20 protein-coding genes are annotated in these 17,043 nt (G+C 71.9%); 11 read left to right on the forward strand and 9 right to left on the reverse strand.

The features are described from left to right. The first annotated feature begins 108 nt into the window (after nucleotides 1-108). From AB0O36_RS05390 to AB0O36_RS05400, 3 genes are all read left to right on the forward strand, one after another. Nucleotides 109-1,257: an adenosine deaminase gene (locus AB0O36_RS05390; protein WP_365104330.1), complete on the forward strand. Its 1,149-nt coding sequence runs from the start codon at nucleotides 109-111 to the stop codon at nucleotides 1,255-1,257. Between the two features lie 140 nt (nucleotides 1,258-1,397). After that, nucleotides 1,398-1,658 (forward strand): hypothetical protein, encoded by a 261-nt coding sequence (locus AB0O36_RS05395; protein WP_365104333.1) that lies wholly within the window; start codon nucleotides 1,398-1,400, stop codon nucleotides 1,656-1,658. A 139-nt stretch (nucleotides 1,659-1,797) separates the two neighbouring features. Next, nucleotides 1,798-2,550, forward strand: coding sequence for a hypothetical protein (locus tag AB0O36_RS05400; RefSeq protein WP_365104336.1), 753 nt, complete (start codon nucleotides 1,798-1,800; stop codon nucleotides 2,548-2,550). 76 nt (nucleotides 2,551-2,626) lie between these two features. On the opposite strand, the gene AB0O36_RS05405 is transcribed toward AB0O36_RS05400, so the two are convergent. Genes AB0O36_RS05405 through AB0O36_RS05415 form a run of 3 tightly spaced genes read right to left on the reverse strand, consistent with a single transcriptional unit; the run spans nucleotide 2,627 to nucleotide 4,143 of the window. Continuing rightward, entirely contained in the window at nucleotides 2,627-2,827 is a 201-nt protein-coding gene (locus AB0O36_RS05405) for a PspC domain-containing protein (RefSeq protein WP_365104338.1), read from the reverse strand. Nucleotides 2,828-2,863: 36 nt separating this feature from the next. After that, a complete protein-coding gene (locus AB0O36_RS05410; protein WP_365104341.1) occupies nucleotides 2,864-3,472 on the reverse strand; it encodes a VanZ family protein in 609 nt (202 codons plus the stop codon). A gap of 44 nt (nucleotides 3,473-3,516) precedes the next feature. Next, on the reverse strand, nucleotides 3,517-4,143 hold the full coding sequence (locus AB0O36_RS05415) for a PH domain-containing protein (protein WP_365104344.1): 627 nt from the start codon (nucleotides 4,141-4,143) through the stop codon (nucleotides 3,517-3,519). Nucleotides 4,144-4,293: 150 nt separating this feature from the next. Between AB0O36_RS05415 and deoC the strand changes: the two genes are divergently transcribed. The 3 genes from deoC to AB0O36_RS05430 are packed head-to-tail and all read left to right on the forward strand — an operon-like array spanning nucleotide 4,294 to nucleotide 7,587. Beyond that, nucleotides 4,294-5,256, forward strand: coding sequence for a deoxyribose-phosphate aldolase (deoC, locus tag AB0O36_RS05420; protein WP_365104688.1), 963 nt, complete (start codon nucleotides 4,294-4,296; stop codon nucleotides 5,254-5,256). Between the two features lie 5 nt (nucleotides 5,257-5,261). Further along, on the forward strand, nucleotides 5,262-6,698 hold the full coding sequence (locus AB0O36_RS05425) for an aldehyde dehydrogenase family protein (RefSeq protein ID WP_365104346.1): 1,437 nt from the start codon (nucleotides 5,262-5,264) through the stop codon (nucleotides 6,696-6,698). After that, a complete protein-coding gene (locus AB0O36_RS05430) occupies nucleotides 6,691-7,587 on the forward strand; it encodes an aldehyde dehydrogenase family protein (RefSeq protein WP_365104349.1) in 897 nt (298 codons plus the stop codon). The genes AB0O36_RS05425 and AB0O36_RS05430 overlap by 8 nt, the downstream gene beginning before the upstream one ends. A gap of 89 nt (nucleotides 7,588-7,676) precedes the next feature. On the opposite strand, the gene AB0O36_RS05435 is transcribed toward AB0O36_RS05430, so the two are convergent. Next, nucleotides 7,677-8,024, reverse strand: coding sequence for a hypothetical protein (locus tag AB0O36_RS05435; protein ID WP_365104351.1), 348 nt, complete (start codon nucleotides 8,022-8,024; stop codon nucleotides 7,677-7,679). A 23-nt stretch (nucleotides 8,025-8,047) separates the two neighbouring features. On the opposite strand from AB0O36_RS05435, the gene AB0O36_RS05440 reads away from it, so the two are divergent. Beyond that, the gene (locus AB0O36_RS05440) at nucleotides 8,048-8,761 is read left to right on the forward strand and encodes a uridine kinase (RefSeq protein ID WP_365104354.1); all 714 of its coding nucleotides are present in this window, start codon (nucleotides 8,048-8,050) and stop codon (nucleotides 8,759-8,761) included. Between the two features lie 157 nt (nucleotides 8,762-8,918). Here AB0O36_RS05440 and AB0O36_RS05445 read toward each other — a convergent pair whose 3' ends face one another. Then, nucleotides 8,919-9,668: a SigE family RNA polymerase sigma factor gene (locus AB0O36_RS05445; RefSeq protein ID WP_365104356.1), complete on the reverse strand. Its 750-nt coding sequence runs from the start codon at nucleotides 9,666-9,668 to the stop codon at nucleotides 8,919-8,921. A 170-nt stretch (nucleotides 9,669-9,838) separates the two neighbouring features. Between AB0O36_RS05445 and afsQ1 the strand changes: the two genes are divergently transcribed. The 4 genes from afsQ1 (at nucleotide 9,839) to AB0O36_RS05465 (ending at nucleotide 13,128) form a co-directional block, all read left to right on the forward strand. Continuing rightward, nucleotides 9,839-10,516, forward strand: coding sequence for a two-component system response regulator AfsQ1 (gene afsQ1 / locus AB0O36_RS05450; protein WP_365104359.1), 678 nt, complete (start codon nucleotides 9,839-9,841; stop codon nucleotides 10,514-10,516). Beyond that, nucleotides 10,414-12,030, forward strand: a complete 1,617-nt coding sequence (locus AB0O36_RS05455; protein ID WP_365104690.1) for a HAMP domain-containing sensor histidine kinase — start codon at nucleotides 10,414-10,416, stop codon at nucleotides 12,028-12,030. Before afsQ1 ends, AB0O36_RS05455 begins: the two co-directional genes overlap by 103 nt. A 5-nt stretch (nucleotides 12,031-12,035) precedes the next feature. Beyond that, nucleotides 12,036-12,671: a hypothetical protein gene (locus tag AB0O36_RS05460; RefSeq protein ID WP_365104362.1), complete on the forward strand. Its 636-nt coding sequence runs from the start codon at nucleotides 12,036-12,038 to the stop codon at nucleotides 12,669-12,671. A 106-nt stretch (nucleotides 12,672-12,777) separates the two neighbouring features. After that, entirely contained in the window at nucleotides 12,778-13,128 is a 351-nt protein-coding gene (locus AB0O36_RS05465) for a hypothetical protein (protein ID WP_365104364.1), read from the forward strand. Nucleotides 13,129-13,186: 58 nt separating this feature from the next. Here AB0O36_RS05465 and AB0O36_RS05470 read toward each other — a convergent pair whose 3' ends face one another. The 4 genes from AB0O36_RS05470 to AB0O36_RS05485 all read right to left on the reverse strand — a co-directional run bounded on the left by AB0O36_RS05470 (nucleotide 13,187) and on the right by AB0O36_RS05485 (nucleotide 17,010). After that, entirely contained in the window at nucleotides 13,187-13,621 is a 435-nt protein-coding gene (locus AB0O36_RS05470) for a CBS domain-containing protein (RefSeq protein WP_365104366.1), read from the reverse strand. 195 nt (nucleotides 13,622-13,816) lie between these two features. Next, a complete protein-coding gene (locus AB0O36_RS05475; protein WP_365104692.1) occupies nucleotides 13,817-15,478 on the reverse strand; it encodes a phospho-sugar mutase in 1,662 nt (553 codons plus the stop codon). 127 nt (nucleotides 15,479-15,605) lie between these two features. Further along, the gene (locus AB0O36_RS05480; RefSeq protein WP_365104369.1) at nucleotides 15,606-16,412 is read right to left on the reverse strand and encodes a purine-nucleoside phosphorylase; all 807 of its coding nucleotides are present in this window, start codon (nucleotides 16,410-16,412) and stop codon (nucleotides 15,606-15,608) included. A 160-nt stretch (nucleotides 16,413-16,572) separates the two neighbouring features. Beyond that, a complete protein-coding gene (locus AB0O36_RS05485) occupies nucleotides 16,573-17,010 on the reverse strand; it encodes a gamma-glutamylcyclotransferase (RefSeq protein WP_365104371.1) in 438 nt (145 codons plus the stop codon). Nucleotides 17,011-17,043 lie beyond the last annotated feature (33 nt).

Genomic DNA, 17,043 nt, shown 5'->3' on the forward strand with positions numbered 1-17,043 from the left:
ACACTGTCAGAGCACGCACGCGTACGCCACCCGTCTGCACGGTCACCGTTACATATCGACCCCCTGGAACGGTCGGGAACTCTACGCGCGTAGGAGTAGAGTGCGCAGATGACGAGCGAGACCCCCACCCTGCCGACCCCGGACCAGATCCGCCGCTCTCCGAAGGTGCTGCTGCACGACCACCTCGACGGCGGCCTGCGTCCCGGGACCATCCTCGACCTGGCCGGCCAGGTCGGTTACGACAAGCTTCCCGAGTCCGACGCCGACAAGCTGGGCGTCTGGTTCCGGGACGCCGCCGACTCCGGCTCCCTCCCGCGCTACCTGGAGACGTTCGCGCACACCTGCGCCGTCATGCAGACCAAGGAGGCCCTGTACCGGGTCGCCGCCGAGTGCGCCGAGGACCTGGCCGAGGACGGCGTGGTGTACGCCGAGATCCGCTATGCCCCCGAGCAGCACCTCGAAGCGGGTCTGAGCCTCGAAGAGGTCGTGGAGGCGGTCAACGAGGGCTTCCGCGAGGGTGAGCGCCGGGCCAGGGCCAACGGCCACCGCATCCGGGTGGGCGCCCTGCTGACCGCCATGCGGCACGCGGCCCGCGCGCTGGAGATCGCGGAGCTGGCCAACCGCTACCGGGACAACGGCGTGGTCGGCTTCGACATCGCCGGCGCCGAGGCCGGGTTCCCTCCCACCCGCCACCTGGACGCCTTCGAGTACCTCAAGCGCGAGAACAACCACTTCACCATCCACGCCGGCGAGGCCTTCGGCCTGCCGTCGATCTGGCAGGCCCTGCAGTGGTGCGGTGCCGACCGCCTCGGCCACGGTGTGAAGATCATCGACGACATCGAGGTCGCCGCGGACGGCGGCGTGACCCTGGGCCGCCTGGCCTCGTACGTCCGGGACAAGCGCATCCCGCTGGAGATGTGCCCCACCTCGAACCTGCAGACCGGTGCGGCCGCCTCCTACGCCGAGCACCCCATCGGCCTGCTGCGCAAGCTGCACTTCCGCCTGACGGTCAACACCGACAACCGGCTGATGAGCGGCACCAGCATGACCCGGGAATTCGAGCACCTGGTCGACACCTTCGGCTACACGCTCGACGACATGCAGTGGTTCACCGTCAATGCGATGAAGTCCGCGTTCATTCCTTTCGATGAACGACTGGCGATGATCAACGACGTGATCAAGCCCGGTTATGCCGAGCTGAAGTCGGAGTGGCTTTTCAAGCAGACCGCCTCGACCAGCGGTTCTGTCGCCGTCTAGGCGAGCTGAACACAGCGGGGGAGCGCCCGGGCCGGTCACGGCCCGGGCGCTTTCTCGTATCGGATGATGTTTGCGGGGGCGGGTTTGGACTGGCTAGTTTGCGGAGCCGCTCAAGTCCCCGTCGCAAGGACCGAATTCTCATGAAGCAGTCTGCTGCCAAGACCCTCGGTGTCGCCGTCCTCGGCATGGCCGCCGCCGCTGCCGCCGCCGGCACGGCCTCCGCCTCCTCCCTGCCCGCGCTCAACCCCACCGACGCGCTGGGCATGGTCGCGAACACGGCCGAGGGCCTGACGCACCAGCAGGGCGCCCAGCAGGCCGGGGCGACCGACCCCGGCGCGGCGGTCGGCCAGGTCACGGGCCTGCTCGGCGGTCTGCCCCTGCCCGGCGGCATCGGCGGCTGATCCCCGCGGGACCCGTCCCGCATTCGTACGCGCGCACGGCGCGGCGCACGCCCGTTCGATCGGGTGGGCGCCCCGCCGTGCGGTGTGCCACGATCACCCCCCAACCGCCTTTCACCACACGGGGTATGAGGTCTCGGTCATGCGCCTGAAGTCATCCGCGGCGGTCGCCGCACTGCTGCCCGCCCTGCTGCTCGGCACGGCCGGCTGCGGCGGCTCGGACAGCGGTGCGAAGAGCGGTCCGGCCGGCCATCGCCCCGATCCCAAGGGCTCCGCCGCCGCACCCGCGGCCTCCGGCGCCCCGGGCGCACCACCCGCCGCCCGCACCCCGCTGGAAAGGGCCGCGCTGGTCCAGGGCGACCTGCCCGGCTACCAGATCTCCGCGCAGGGCAAGAACCCCAGCGCCCCTGACGGGCAGCCGCAGGCGGACAAGAAGCCCTGCCAGCCGCTGGCCGACATCATGGGCGACGAGCCGGACCCCACCGCCCGCGAGACGGTGAACCGGGGCGTCGGCTCCCAGAAGCAGCTCGGCCTGGCCGTGTCCGCCTCGATCAGCTCCTACTCCGAGGACGACGCCAAGCGCCTGATGGGCCGGCTGCGGGACGCGGTCGCCGCCTGCGGCACCGGTTTCTCCGCGACGGTGGAGAAGCAGACCGGCCGCTACACCGAGGTCAAGCCGGCGGCGTACGAGGCGGACGGCGACGAGAGCGTCAGCTGGACCACCGTCGCCGCGGCCGAGGGCGTCTCCGCCCGGGTGCACCTGGTCGTGGTGCGCGAGGGCGCGACGGTCGTCCGCCTGATGGCCCTCAACGTGGCCGGCGGGAAGTCCCCGGCCGAGGTCCCGCACGAGGTGACGGACAAGCAGCTGGAGAAGCTCCGCGCGAACGCGCACTGAGCCGTCCCGCTCTTCTCCCGGCCGGGCGTGTACCGGCCGGGGCATTCACCTGCCGGGCCTTTAGCCTGCCGGGCATTCACCAGGCCACGGCGGAATTCTTCTCGTTCGGCATCAGCAGCCACAGTGCCAGATAGATCAGGAACTGCGGGCCGGGCAGCAGGCACGAGACGACGAATATGATCCGCATGGTGTTCGCGGAAATGCCGAAGCGTCGTGCGAGACCGGCGCAGACTCCGCCGATCCACCGTCCGTCACGCGGGCGAACAAGGGCGCTCATGGGTCTCTCCTCATCGATTCATCTCTCTGCGATGAATCAATACTCCCGCGGTACCGCGGAAAGGACCTCGGTCCACGGATCGAGCCTGACCCTGGGAATCCTCGGGGTCGACCCCTGAGATTCCGTCCCGCGGGACAGCGGCCCCCTGGATTCCGCTCCTCCCTTTTCCGCCCTGCGCCGCAGCCGGGAGCGCATCGCCGGTACGACGGCCAGATGGGCCAGCGCCACGCCGGCCGTGTTCAGCAGCACCGAGTCGATGTCCACCACCTGCCCGGGCACCGCGGTCTGCAGCAGCTCGATCACCAGCGAGGCCAGCGTCCCGGCGGCGGTGGTCCGGGCCAGCGAGGACCAGGCGGCCAGCGGGGAGGGTGCGAGGCGCCCGCTCACCAGCGGCAGCAGCACCCCCAGCGGCGCCAGCAGCGCCGTCGACGAGCCGATCAGCCAGGCCGCCTCCGGGGGCCCGTAGGCGAGATCGGCCCGGATCCCGGCCAGCGGGGTCAGATTGGGGGCGGCCGCCCACGGCACGTCCAGCGGCCGCAGGGTCAGCCAGCCGACGAAGAGCAGGTGGGCGGCCAGCAGCACGCCGCCCAGGATCCGGAGCCGGAGTGGAATGGCCGCGTTTCCGCCGGCCTGATGACGCTGCACACCTGCGATGACGCGGCCTTCCGCGGCTCCGGTTCCGCTTCGGCCTATCGCGTGGCGAGCAGCACAGTCATCAGCACGGCTCCGGCCACGGCCGGGGCGATGATCTCGTACGCCCACCGCACGACGGCCGGTCCCTGGGCGCCCTCGCGCTTGGCCCCGTTCCCGGCGAGCTCGCGGAGCTCGTCCACGTGCTTGTCGGCCTGCGCCCGCGGGGTGTCCCCGGCGGACTGCGCATCCATCTCGCCCTTGCGGGAGAGCGCCTCGCGCCGCGCGATCTGCCGGTTCGCCTTCTTCCGGTCGCGCAGCGAGACCGGGATCGCCCACAGCTGGTACTTGGCGTTCTCGGTGCACACCTCGGCCGAGTACCCCGAGCGCAGTGCCTCCACCGAGGCCCAGGGCAGCTCGATGGTGCGGAACGGGTTCCGCACCCGCATCCGGTCCGCGTTCGCGAAGACGGCCGGCCGCAGGGTGAAGGCCACCGCCAGCGGCACGACCAGCAGTGCCGCGGCCGCCCCGAACCAGGGCTCGTTCCCGGTCCCGCGCACCAGGGCGTCCCCGCACAGCCACACGACCAGCGCGAGCAGCAGCACGCCGCCGACCATGGCCATGGGTGAGCGGTACACCCGGTCCTGGTAGACCGGCTCGTCGGCGGAGGGTGCGGGGCTCGTCATGCCGCCGATTCTGCCGTACGCCGTCTCACTCCACGAGATCGGAAGCCCTGCCTCGTCCGCCCCACCCATTACAGATGTGTCACGCCCGGCTCGAAGGAGCGGCTGGGGGTGACATGTCGCTACGCGCGTAGATATGCTCAGGTGGTGACCATGCCCACCACCCTCACCGCATTCGCTGACGTGACGACGTCCGACAGTGCGCTGCGCCGGTTCCTGCACGGGCTGCCCGGCGTCGACGCCGTCGGCCTGGAGGCCCGCGCGGCCGCCCTCGGCACGCGTTCGATCAAGACCACGGCCAAGGCGTACGCCATCGACCTGGCCATCTCGATGATCGACCTGACGACGCTGGAAGGCGCGGACACCCCGGGCAAGGTCCGGGCGCTCGCCACCAAGGCCGTCAATCCCGACCCCACCGACCGTACGACCCCGATGACCGCGGCGGTCTGCGTCTACCCGGACATGGTGGCCACCGCGAAGGCCGCCCTGAACGGCGCCGACGTCAAGGTCGCCTCCGTGGCCACCGCCTTCCCGGCCGGCCGCGCCGCGCTCCCGGTCAAGCTCGCGGACACCCGTGACGCCGTCGCCGCCGGCGCCGACGAGATCGACATGGTCATCGACCGTGGCGCCTTCCTCGCCGGCCGCTACCTGGAGACGTACGAGCTGATCAAGGCCGTGAAGGAGGCGTGCGTCCGGGAGGACGGCACCGCCGCCCGGCTGAAGGTCATCTTCGAGACCGGCGAGCTGTCGACCTACGACAACATCCGCCGCGCCTCCTGGATCGGCATGCTCGCCGGGGCCGACTTCATCAAGACCTCGACCGGCAAGGTGGGCGTCAACGCCACCCCCGCGAACACCCTGCTCATGCTCGAAGCCGTCCGCGACTTCCGGGAGCAGACCGGCATCCAGATCGGCGTGAAGCCGGCCGGCGGCATCCGCACCACCAAGGACGCGATCAAGTTCCTGGTCCTGGTGAACGAGACCGCGGGCGAGGACTGGCTGACCAACGAGTGGTTCCGCTTCGGCGCCTCCAGCCTGCTGAACGACCTGCTCATGCAGCGCCAGAAGCTGAGCACCGGGCGTTACTCCGGTCCCGACTACGTGACGGTGGACTGATCACCATGGCATCCCTCTTCGAGTACGCACCGGCCCCCGAGTCCCGCTCGGTCGTCGACATCGCGCCCTCCTACGGCCTGTTCATCGACGGTGAGTTCACCGACGCCGCCGACGGCAAGGTCTTCAAGACCATCAGCCCGTCGACCGAGGAAGTCCTCTCCGAGGTCGCCCGGGCCGGCGCCGCCGACGTCGACCGCGCCGTCAAGGCAGCCCGCAAGGCGTTCGAGAAGTGGTCCGCGCTGCCCGGCTCCGAGCGCGCCAAGTACCTCTTCCGCATCGCCCGGATCATCCAGGAGCGCAGCCGCGAGCTGGCCGTCCTGGAAACCCTGGACAACGGCAAGCCGATCAAGGAGACCCGCGACGCGGACCTCCCCCTGGTCGCCGCGCACTTCTTCTACTACGCGGGCTGGGCCGACAAGCTCGACCACGCCGGCTACGGCGCCGACCCGCGCCCGCTCGGCGTGGCCGGCCAGGTCATCCCGTGGAACTTCCCGCTGCTGATGCTCGCGTGGAAGATCGCCCCGGCGCTCGCCACCGGCAACACCGTCGTGCTGAAGCCGGCCGAGACGACCCCGCTCTCCGCGCTGTTCTTCGCGGACATCTGCCGCCAGGCCGGTCTGCCCAAGGGCGTCGTCAACATCCTCCCCGGCTACGGCGACGCGGGCGCGGCCCTCGTCGAGCACCCGGACGTCAACAAGGTCGCCTTCACCGGCTCGACCGCCGTGGGCAAGAAGATCGCCCGCCACGTCGCCGGCACCGACAAGAAGGTCACCCTGGAGCTGGGCGGCAAGGGCGCCAACATCGTCTTCGACGACGCCCCCATCGACCAGGCCGTCGAGGGCATCGTCGGCGGCATCTTCTTCAACCAGGGCCAGGTCTGCTGCGCGGGCTCCCGCCTGCTGGTCCAGGAGTCGATCCACGACGAGCTGCTGGACTCCCTCAAGCGCCGCCTCTCCACGCTGCGCCTGGGCGACCCGCTGGACAAGAACACCGACATCGGTGCCATCAACTCCGCGGAGCAGCTGGCCCGGATCACCGCGCTCGCGGAGACCGGCGAGGCCGAGGGTGCCGAGCGCTGGTCCCCGGCGTGCGAGCTGCCGTCCGCCGGCTACTGGTTCGCGCCGACGCTCTTCACCAACGTCACCCAGGCGCACACCGTCGCCCGTGACGAGATCTTCGGCCCGGTCCTGTCCGTGCTGACCTTCCGTACGCCCGACGAGGCCGTCGCCAAGGCCAACAACAGCCAGTACGGCCTGTCCGCGGGCATCTGGACGGAGAAGGGCTCCCGCATCCTCGCGGTCGCGGGCAAGCTCCGCGCCGGCGTCGTCTGGGCCAACACGTTCAACAAGTTCGACCCGACCTCGCCCTTCGGCGGCTACAAGGAGTCGGGCTTCGGCCGCGAGGGCGGCCGCCACGGTCTGGAGGCCTACCTCGATGTCTGAGCGCACTGACCGTCTGAACGTCTTCAAGACCTACAAGCTGTACGTAGGCGGGAAGTTCCCGCGATCCGAGAGCGGCCGGGTGTACGAAGTGACGGACCCGAAGGGCAACTGGCTGGCCAACGCCCCCCTGTCGTCCCGCAAGGACGCCCGTGACGCGGTCGTCGCGGCCCGCAAGGCGTTCGGCGGCTGGGCGGGCGCCACGGCGTACAACCGCGGCCAGATCCTCTACCGCATCGCCGAGATGCTGGAGGGCCGCCGCGAGCAGTTCGTCCGCGAGGTCGGCGAGGCCGAGGGCCTGTCGAAGTCCAAGGCGGGCGCCGTCGTGGACGCGGCGATCGACCGCTGGGTCTGGTACGCCGGCTGGACCGACAAGATCGCGCAGGTCGTGGGCGGGGCCAACCCGGTCGCGGGCCCGTACTTCAACCTCTCCACCCCGGAGCCGACCGGCGTGGTCACCGTGATCGCCCCGCAGGACTCGTCCTTCCTGGGTCTGGTCTCGGTGATCGCCCCGGTCATCGCGACCGGCAACACCGCGGTCGTCATCGCCTCGGAGAAGGCGCCGCTCCCGGCGCTCTCCCTGGGCGAGGTGCTCGCCACCTCCGACCTGCCCGGAGGCGTGGTCAACATCCTCTCCGGCAAGGCCGGCGAGATGGGCCCGCACCTGGCGGGGCACATGGACGTCAACGCCGTCGACCTGGCGGGCGCCGACGCGGCCCTCGCCCGGGAGCTGGAGATCGCGGCCGCGGACAACCTCAAGCGGGTCCTGCGTCCACAGCCTGTGGACGACTGGACGGCCGACCCGGGCACGGCCCGCATGACGGCCTTCCTGGAGACCAAGACGGTCTGGCACCCGACGGGCTCGCTGGGCGCGTCCGGCTCCTCGTACTAGTACGAGGCCGCCCGTACGGCGGCACCCCGCGAAGACCGGCCCCGGCAGCGCTCCCCCGTCTGCCGGGGTCTTCGCGTACCCGCGGCGGCCTACGAGGCGCCGTTGAGCGGGGCCAGCAGGGAGGAGACCGCCGCCGTGGGCAGTTCGCGGACCGACGGGCCCTGGGTGAGGGTGCCGGTGACCATGCCGGTGCCGACGGCAGGGAAGTCGGCGACCTTGGTACCGACCCCGTTGTCCAGGGGGTCCACCCCGGTGTGGGCGAGCGGGTTCACCTTCAGGTTGGCGACCTCGCCGACCCCGGCCAGCGCGTGCGGTACGGAAACCTCGCCCGCCTGCGCCGAGCCGGCGGCCATCGCCAGGGCCGCGCCCGCCATGGAAACGGTGATGCCGGCGGTGCGGAGAGCGGTGCGGGGTGCGGATGCTGCGTGACGTCCCATGCACTCAGCGTAGTTGAGATGTGATGCTGAATACCAACGGGTGTCAACGGGGGTCCCCCACCCAGGGGAATGCCGCACACTGGTGTTCCGTGAGCTGTTCATCTCCCCTTCCCACGCGCGTGGTCCTGCTGACGGGTCCTTCGGGGTCCGGCAAGTCCTCGCTGGCCGCCCGGTCCGGGCTGCCGGTGCTCCGGCTCGACGACTTCTACAAGGAAGCCGACGACCCCACCCTGCCGCTGGTCGAGGGCAGCTCCGACATCGACTGGGACTCCCCGCTCTCCTGGGACGCGGACGCCGCGGTGGCCGCCGTCGCCGAACTGTGCGAGGGCGGACGGACCCAGGTGCCGGTCTACGACATCGCCACCAGCTCCCGGACCGGCGCGGACACCCTGGACATAGCCCGTACCCCGCTGTTCATCGCCGAGGGCATCTTCGCCGCCGACATCGCGGCCCGCTGCCAGGAGCTCGGCCTGCTCGCCGACGCGATCTGCCTGCGCGGCCGCCCGTCCACCACGTTCCGCCGCCGCCTGGCCCGGGACCTGCGCGAGGGCCGCAAGTCGGTGCTGTTCCTGCTGCGCCGCGGCTGGCGGCTGATGCGCGCCGAGCGGGGCATCGTGGCCCGCCACACCGCGCTCGGCGCGCACCCGTGCGGCCGCGACGAGGCGCTGGGCCGTCTCGCGGCGGCCGCCGCCGGCCGCCACCGCTCCGCGGGCGCGAGCACCACGGCCGCCGCGTAACCCGTAGCGGCGGCGGCATCAGCGCCCGCGCCGGAGGCGCACAACGCAGCGCGGGACCGGTCGGACCCCCGGCCGACCGATCCCGCGCTTCCCCCATGGCCACCGTCCCACCCCCGCAGGACGGCCCCCCGGCCAGTGGTCTTCCCGTGCCGCCGCGTCAGGCGACCAGCTCCTCGAAGGACTCCGCCTCGTCACGGCCGAAGCTCAGCACCTCGTCCTCGCGCAGCCGGCGCAGCGAGCGCCAGATGCTCGACTTCACCGTGCCGACGCTGATGTCCAGGATCTCCGCGATCTCCGGGTCCGTACGGCCCTCGTAGTAGCGCAGCACCAGCATGGTGCGCTGCGGTTCGGGCAGCCGGGCCAGCGCCTGCCAGAGCACCGCGCGGAGCTCGGTGCCCCGCATCGCGTCCGACTCGCCCGCCGACTCCGGCAGCTCCTCCGTCGGGTACTCGTTCAGCTTGCGCCGGCGCCAGGCGCTGATGTGCAGGTTCGTCATGGTGCGGCGCAGGTAGCCGCCGACCGCCGCCTTGTCGGTGATCCGGTCCCACGCCCGGTACGTCGAGAACAGCGCGCTCTGCAGCAGGTCCTCGGCCTCGTACCGGTCGCCGGTCAGGTGGAACGCCGTCGCGTAGAGCGCGGCCCGGCGCTCCTGCACGTAGGCGGTGAACTCGGCCTCCGAGGCGGCCGAGGGGCCGGAGGCGGGCTCCGCCGGGCGGGTCGCCGCGGACGCTGCCGAGAGCTCCGGAGATTCCGTGCGCTGGGCGGGAACCGCCTGGTAGCGGTTGGCGTCAATGGCTGTGAGATGCACCGGCCGGGGCCGGGAGACCGTACGGACTCCCGCCCGGCGGTTCACATCGTGCAGCCGCGTGACGACCGCGCTGGGCGTGGTGCTGTGCAGCGTGTTCATCTCGCGCCTCCCCGGCGTGGAGTCTGGTCTTCGTCCGACACGAAAAAGATTGCCCGCCGGACATGACTGGGCTGTCCGCCGACTGTCACAGGGCTGTCACAGCGGACGGCGTGTGCACGCCGGGTGCACGACGGTCGAACTCGGAACGGGGCATGGGCCAGAATGTGCGGGTGCCTTTCCTGTTGCTGATCGAGGACGACGACGCCATCCGCACGGCCCTCGAACTCTCCCTGTCCCGCCAGGGCCACCGTGTGGCCACCGCGGCGACGGGCGAGGACGGCCTGCGACTGCTGCGCGAGCAGCGTCCGGACCTGATCGTGCTGGACGTGATGCTGCCCGGGATCGACGGCTTCGAGGTGTGCCGGCGCATCCGGCGGACCGACCAGCTGCCGATCATCCTGCTCACCGCCCGCAGCGACGACATCGACGTCGTCGTCGGCCTGGAGTCCGGTGCCGACGACTACGTGGTCAAGCCCGTCCAGGGACGGGTGCTGGACGCCCGCATCCGGGCCGTGCTGCGCCGCGGCGAGCGGGAGGCCAGCGACTCGGCGGCGTTCGGCTCGCTGGTCATCGACCGGGCCGCGATGACCGTCACCAAGAACGGCGAGGACCTCCAGCTGACCCCGACCGAGCTGCGGCTGCTGCTGGAGCTCAGCCGGCGGCCCGGCCAGGCGCTGTCCCGGCAGCAGCTGCTCCGGCTGGTCTGGGAGCACGACTACCTCGGCGACTCCCGGCTGGTCGACGCCTGTGTGCAGCGGCTGCGCGCCAAGGTGGAGGACGTGCCGTCCTCGCCGACACTGATCCGGACCGTGCGCGGGGTCGGCTACCGGCTGGACACCCCGCAGTGATCCGTGCCCTGATCGCGGGCCGGCTCTGGACCAGCCTGCGGCTGCGGCTCCTGATCGTGTTCGCGCTGGTCGCGCTGACCGCCGCGGTGTCCGCGTCCGGGATCGCGTACTGGCTCAACCGGGAAGCGGTGCTCACCCGCACCCAGGACGCCGCCCTCGGCGACTTCCGGCAGGAGATGCAGCTGCGGGCGGCCGCGCTGCCCGTCGACCCCATGCCCCAGGAGCTCCAGCGCACCGCCGAACTGATGGCGGGCAGCTCCCCGGGCTACAGCGTGCTGCTCGTCGACGAGCGCAAGGACCACCGGATCGTGACGGGCTCGGCCGGACCGGACGCCTTCACCCTGGACGACGTACCGAAGTCGCTGAAGCTCGCGGTCAACGACCGCAAGAAGGTCACGGCGGACGACGACTCCGAGTACCACATGTACTGGCAGCGGACGAAGCCCGGCGGCAACCCCTACCTGGTGGGCGGCACCCGCATCGCGGGCGGCGGGCCCACCGGCTACATGTACAAGTCGCTGGCCACCGAGCGGGACGACCTGAATGCGCTGGCCTGGTCGCTGTGCATCGCGACGGCGCTGGCGCTGCTCGGCTCGGCGCTGCTGGCGCAGGCCGCCGCCCGCACCGTGCTCAAGCCGGTGCAGCGGCTCGGCGACGCGGCGCGCCGGCTGGGCGAGGGCGAGCTGGACACCCGGCTCGACGTGTCCGGTACGGACGAACTCGCCGACCTGTCCCGCACCTTCAACAAGACGGCCGAGGCGCTGGAGAAGAAGGTCGCCGACATGAGCGCCCGCGAGGAGTCCAGCCGGCGGTTCGTGGCGGACATGTCGCACGAGCTGCGGACCCCGCTGACCGCGCTGACGGCGGTCACCGAGGTGCTGGAGGAGGAGGTCGAGGACCTCGATCCGATGATTGCGCCCGCGGTGGCCCTGGTGGTCAGCGAGACCCGGCGGCTCAACAACCTGGTCGAGAACCTGATGGAGGTCACCCGCTTCGACGCGGGCACCGCCCGGCTGGTCCTCGACGACGTGGACGTCGCCGACCAGGTCACGGCCTGCATCGACGCGCGGGCCTGGCTGGACGCGGTGGAACTGGACGCGGACCGCGGCATCATGGTGCGGCTGGACCCGCGCCGGCTGGACGTGATCCTCGCCAACCTGATCGGCAACGCCCTCAAGCACGGCGGTTCGCCGGTCCGGGTCTCCATCCGGGTCGACGGCGACTGGCTGGTCATCGAGGTCAAGGACAACGGTCCGGGCATCCCGGCGGAGGTGCTGCCGCACGTCTTCGACCGTTTCTACAAGGCGAGCGCGTCGCGGCCGCGTTCGGACGGCAGCGGACTGGGACTGTCCATCGCGCTGGAGAACGCGCACATCCACGGCGGTGAGATCACGGCGGCCAACTCGCCCGAGGGCGGCGCGCTGTTCACGCTGAGGCTGCCGCTGGACGTGGGAAAGGTGATCGCCGGTGGCGACGGTGGCGAGGGCACGGATGATGCGGATGCCGACGGATGATGCGGATGCCGATGCGTAGCAGGGCCACGCGGCTGGGGGTGCTGTTCTCCGTGCCGCTGTCGGCGGCCGTGGCCGGGGCGCTGCTGCTGAGCGGGTGCGGGATCCGGGCGACGACGGTCCCGGTGGACGTGGGGGCGGCGCCCTCGCGGCTGTCCTGCGACACCCCGGCGCAGTCCGGGCAGACGTCCGTGCCGGGCGTCCGGGCCACCGTGGAGCTGGTCTGCGGCTCGCAGCTGGTGGGCGTGGAGCGGGTGGTGCCCGCTCCGGAGAAGCGGCCCTCCAAGGACCCGATGGTGCTGGGCGCGCAGGCGCTGCTGGAGGCACTGGAGCGGGACCCGTCGGAGGAGGAGCGGGACGCCGGGTTCACCACCGTGGTGCCGCGCGACCTCTCCGCGGTCCCCTCGCGGGCCGGCGACCCGCCGGGCACGCTGCGGCTGAGCCGCAGGCCGGAGGACCTCCAGCCGGTGGTGCTGGCCCAGGTCGTGTGCACGCTGGCGGGCAGCGGGGCCGTGTCGGCGGGTCCGGGACCGGTGATCCTGGGCGGTCCGGACGCCGATCCGCCGCGCAAGTGGGAGTGCACGGAGGCGATGCGGACCCGGCCGGAGTCGGTGGCGACGCTGGGCGAGATCGTCAGCGGCTGACCCGGCCGGCCCCCGGCTGGGCGGGCCGGTCCGGGGGGCTTGACCTCGAGTGTGGTTGGGGTTCCATGATCGTCGTACGTCATCCACGCACGACGAGGAGCACACCGTGAGCGGCACCGATTTCGCCTCGATCATCGAGTACACCGTCGACGGCCCGGAGACCCAGCAGGAGCTGGTGGACGCCTTCGTGCCGCTGCTGGAGCGCTGGGTGGCCTGGTACCCCGGCTACGTCTCGGCCCGCTTCCACGCGAGCACCGACGGGAAGCGCGTGCACAACGTCGTGACCTGGCGGAGCGAGGCCGACTACCGGAACTTCGTCGACACCTCCGACACCGAGGGCCGGCTGGCGGCCATCGGGGCCGCCGTGGCAGGGCTGTCGGGCACCGCCGAGTTCGGCGGGACCGGCGTGCCGACGTACGCGGTGGTCCGGGAGGTCGGACCGCGGGACAGGGCCTGAAGGGCCCGGTGGCGGGGCCGCTCAGGTCCGCCACCGGGCGTCTTGGAGCCCCCGCGGTTCAGTTGGCCGCGTAGACGCGGACCGCGAACTCGGCGATCTGCTCGTCGGAGAGGTTCTTCGCCAGGTTCGCCTCGGTGATCATGCCGATCAGCTTGTGGCCGCCCTTCACGTCGATCACCGGCAGCCGCTTGATCTGGTGCATCTCCATGGAGTCGACCGCCTCCATGGCACTGCTCTCCGCGTCGATCCAGTGCAGGTTCCCGCCGAGGTCGCCCGCCTTCATCGTCGCCGGGTCCTTGCCCTCGGCACAGCACCTGACCACGATGTCCCGGTCGGTGATGAGGCCCTGGAGGCGCTGGTCGTCACCGCAGATGGGCAGAGCGCCGACGTTCAGTTCGCGCATCATCCGCGAGGCGTCGAGCAGGCTCTGGTGCTCGCCGACGCACTGCACGCCGGCCGTCATGATGTCCTTGGCCTTGAGGTTCTTGGCCATGACTCGTCCTCCGTTTCCTGCCTCGTGCTGCTACGTCCCCCTACGAGCACAGCACGAATGGCGGCACCCGGCGCGTCGGGGGACCGGGCCCCGGCCGCCCCGGCACGCGCGAAGGCCCCCGGACCCTGGGGGGTCCGGGGGCCTTGCGGAGCGGGGCCCGGGGCATCGCCGGACGGAGTCCGGCGCGCAGAGCACTCAGATGCCGGCGGCCGCCGCCAGGTCCTTCTTGATCGCCGCCAGTACGTCCGCCGCACGGGACCGCGCCGAGGCCAGGCCGGAGGCGTCCGCCACCGGGACCACGACCTCCAGGTAGCACTTCAGCTTGGGCTCGGTGCCGGAGGGGCGGACGATGACGCGCGCCTTGTAGTCGCCTTCCAGGTAGTACCGCAGGCCGTCGGTCGGCGGCAGCGTCTCCGTGCCCCGGGTGAGGTCCTCCGCCGAGGTCACCCGAAGGCCCGCGAGCTCCGCCGGCGGCTGCGCGCGCAGCGTGCGCATCGCGTCCGCGATCACCGACAGGTCCGACACCCGCACCGACAGCTGGTCGGTGGCGTGCAGGCCGTGCTCCATGGCCAGGTCGTCCAGCAGGTCGGTCAGGGTCCGGCCCTGCTCCTTGAGCTCCGAGGCCAGCTCCGCCACCAGCAGCGCGGCGGTGATGCCGTCCTTGTCGCGGACGCCCTCGGGGTCCACGCAGTAGCCGAGCGCCTCCTCGTAACCGAAGCGCAGGCCCTCCACCCGGGCGATCCACTTGAAGCCGGTCAGGGTCTCCTCGTAGGGCAGGCCCGCCGCCTCGGCGATCCGCCCCAGCAGGGAGGAGGACACGATCGACTCGGCGAAGGTGCCCCGCGCCCCCTTGTGCACCAGGTGCGCCGCCAGCAGCGCGCCGACCTCGTCGCCGCGCAGCATCCGCCAGCCGCCCTCGGAGGAGTCGTCGGGCACGGCCACCGCGCACCGGTCCGCGTCCGGGTCGTTGGCGATCACGATGTCCGGGACCACCGCGCGGGCCGCCTCGAAGGCGAGGTCCATCGCGCCCGGTTCCTCCGGGTTGGGGAAGGACACCGTGGGGAACGCGGGGTCCGGCTCGGCCTGCTCGGCGACGAGCGCCGGCGCGGGGAAGCCGGCCCGGGCGAAGGCCGCCGCGAGGACGTCCTTCCCGACGCCGTGCATGGCCGTGTAGACGGTCCGTACGGTCCGGGGGGACCCCGGGCTCAGGACCCGGTCCGTGCGCGCCAGGTAGGCCTCCAGGACCTCCTCGTCGAGCTGCAGCCAGCCGTCGGCGGGACGCGGCACGGTGTCCAGCGTCCCGACCGCCGCGATCCGCTCCGCGATCCCGGCGTCGACGGGGGAGACGATCTGCGAGCCGTCCCCCATGTACACCTTGTAGCCGTTGTCCCGCGGCGGGTTGTGACTCGCGGTCACCTCGACGCCGGCGACGGCACCCAGGTGCCTTATCGAGTACGCCAGGACGGGCGTGGGCAGCGGCCGCGGCAGGACGGCGGCGCGCAGTCCGGCGCCGGTCATCACGGCGGCGGTGTCGCGGGCGAAGTCGGCCGACTTGTAGCGCGCGTCGTAGCCGATGACGACCAGGCCGCCCTCGTGCCCCTGGTCCTTGAGGTACGCGGCGAGGCCCGCCGCGGCCCGGATGACCACGGAGCGGTTCATCCGCATCGGGCCCGCCCCGATCTCGCCGCGCAGTCCGGCGGTGCCGAACTGCAGGGTGCCGGAGAACCGGTCCGCCAGCGCTTCGAGGTCGCCCGACTCGATGAGCCGGCCGAGCTCCTGTGCGGTTTCGGGGTCGGGGTCCTCGGCCTGCCAGGCCCGGGCCCGTGCGATCAGGAGCTCGTCCTGCGCGTCCTGCACCACTCTTAGTGCCTCACTCTCGACTCGTGGGTCTCTCGTCGCGTACGGCTGCGGCCGCGGTCGCGGCTGCTCGCGGAGCCGCGTACCGCCACCCGCCGGATCCGGTGGGTATCCGATCCGGTACGTATCAGATCCGGGCCAGGACCCGGGTGAGCAGCTCGCCCATGCGGGCGGCCGAGTCGCGGCCGGCCTGGAGGACCTCTTCGTGGTTGAGCGGCTCGCCGGACAGGCCGGCCGCCAGGTTGGTGACCAGGGAGATGCCCAGGACCTCGGCACCCGCCTCGCGGGCGGCGATGGCCTCCAGCACGGTGGACATGCCGACCAGGTCGGCGCCCATGACGCGGATCATGTTGATCTCGGCCGGGGTCTCGTAGTGCGGGCCGGGGAACTGCACGTAGACGCCCTCTTCGAGGGAGGAGTCGATCTCCTTGCACAGCGCGCGCAGCCGCGGCGAGTACAGGTCGGTGAGGTCCACGAAGTTCGCGCCGACGATCGGCGAGGTCGCGGTGAGGTTGATGTGGTCGCTGATCAGGACCGGCTGGCCCGGACGCATGCCCTCGCGCAGACCGCCGCAGCCGTTGGTCAGCACGATGGTCTTGCAGCCGGCGGCCACCGCGGTGCGGACACCGTGGGCGACGGCGGCGACGCCGCGGCCCTCGTAGTAGTGCGTGCGGCCGAGGAAGACCAGGGCGCGCTTGTCGCCGATCTTGTACGAGCGGATCTTGCCGCCGTGGCCCTCGACGGCGGCCGGGGGGAACCCGGGCAGCTCGGTGACCGGGAACTCGGCCTCGGGGGCGCCGAGGGCCTCGGCGGCGGGCGCCCAGCCGGAGCCCATGACGAGGGCGACATCGTGGGTCTCGGCGCCGGTCAGCTCACGCAGACGCGCGGCGGCGGAGGAGGCGGCGGCGTGGGGGTCGGTAACAGATGCGTTCACGCCGACGAGCGTATCCCCTCTTGGCCTACGCGCGTAGATGGCATAGCTCACGGTGTTCGGATCGTTGCCTTGTCGTTTCCGACGATTTGCTACCGCAGGCCCTTTTGCCGCCCGGGGCGGAGGGGCCGGCAGGGGGCGGCGGCAGGGGGCGGAGGCAGGGTCAGCAGGGGCGCTTGCGGAGTTCCATCACGTAGTCGTGCGGGGCGCCGGCCATCTCCGCGGCGTCGGCGATCTCGCCCAGGTAGCGGGCCGAGGGGAGGCCGCCCTCGTACCCGTTCAGGACGTAGACCCAGGCCGCTTCCTCGCCGTCCAGCGTGTGCACCCGGACCCGCATGCGCCGGTAGATGTCGAGCCCGACGCCCTCCCAGCGGTCCATCGAGTCCTCGTCCAGCGGGGCGATGTCGTAGAGCGCCACGAACACTTGCTGGCGGGGTGCCTCGACGATCGTGGCGAGAGCGCCCTCCCAGCCCATCTGCTCGCCGCCGAAGGTGAGCCGCCATCCGTTGATCCAGCCCGTGCCGCGCAGCGGCGAATGCGGGGCGCGGCGCGTCATCAGCCGCGGGTCGAGGTTGCCGGCGTACGCGGCGTAGAGCGACATGACGTCGAGGGTACGGGAGGGGCGGCGCCGACC

Source organism: Streptomyces sp. NPDC089799, assembly GCF_040684755.1.
Lineage (GTDB): Bacteria > Actinomycetota > Actinomycetes > Streptomycetales > Streptomycetaceae > Streptomyces.

Bases quoted from the DNA above. Each gene is read 5' to 3' on its own strand.
- AB0O36_RS05425 (WP_365104346.1), top strand. From the start codon at position 5,262: ATGGCATCCCTCTTCGAGTACGCACCGGCCCCCGAGTCCCGCTCGGTC.
- deoC (WP_365104688.1), top strand. From the start codon at position 4,294: ATGCCCACCACCCTCACCGCATTCGCTGACGTGACGACGTCCGACAGT.
- AB0O36_RS05460 (WP_365104362.1), top strand. From the start codon at position 12,036: ATGCCGATGCGTAGCAGGGCCACGCGGCTGGGGGTGCTGTTCTCCGTG.
- AB0O36_RS05440 (WP_365104354.1), top strand. From the start codon at position 8,048: ATGCTGAATACCAACGGGTGTCAACGGGGGTCCCCCACCCAGGGGAAT.
- AB0O36_RS05400 (WP_365104336.1), top strand. From the start codon at position 1,798: ATGCGCCTGAAGTCATCCGCGGCGGTCGCCGCACTGCTGCCCGCCCTG.
- AB0O36_RS05470 (WP_365104366.1), bottom strand. From the start codon at position 13,621: ATGGCCAAGAACCTCAAGGCCAAGGACATCATGACGGCCGGCGTGCAG.
- AB0O36_RS05485 (WP_365104371.1), bottom strand. From the start codon at position 17,010: ATGTCGCTCTACGCCGCGTACGCCGGCAACCTCGACCCGCGGCTGATG.
- AB0O36_RS05415 (WP_365104344.1), bottom strand. From the start codon at position 4,143: ATGACGAGCCCCGCACCCTCCGCCGACGAGCCGGTCTACCAGGACCGG.
- AB0O36_RS05445 (WP_365104356.1), bottom strand. From the start codon at position 9,668: ATGAACACGCTGCACAGCACCACGCCCAGCGCGGTCGTCACGCGGCTG.
- AB0O36_RS05405 (WP_365104338.1), bottom strand. From the start codon at position 2,827: ATGAGCGCCCTTGTTCGCCCGCGTGACGGACGGTGGATCGGCGGAGTC.
- AB0O36_RS05430 (WP_365104349.1), top strand. From the start codon at position 6,691: ATGTCTGAGCGCACTGACCGTCTGAACGTCTTCAAGACCTACAAGCTG.
- AB0O36_RS05395 (WP_365104333.1), top strand. From the start codon at position 1,398: ATGAAGCAGTCTGCTGCCAAGACCCTCGGTGTCGCCGTCCTCGGCATG.
- AB0O36_RS05390 (WP_365104330.1), top strand. From the start codon at position 109: ATGACGAGCGAGACCCCCACCCTGCCGACCCCGGACCAGATCCGCCGC.
- AB0O36_RS05435 (WP_365104351.1), bottom strand. From the start codon at position 8,024: ATGGGACGTCACGCAGCATCCGCACCCCGCACCGCTCTCCGCACCGCC.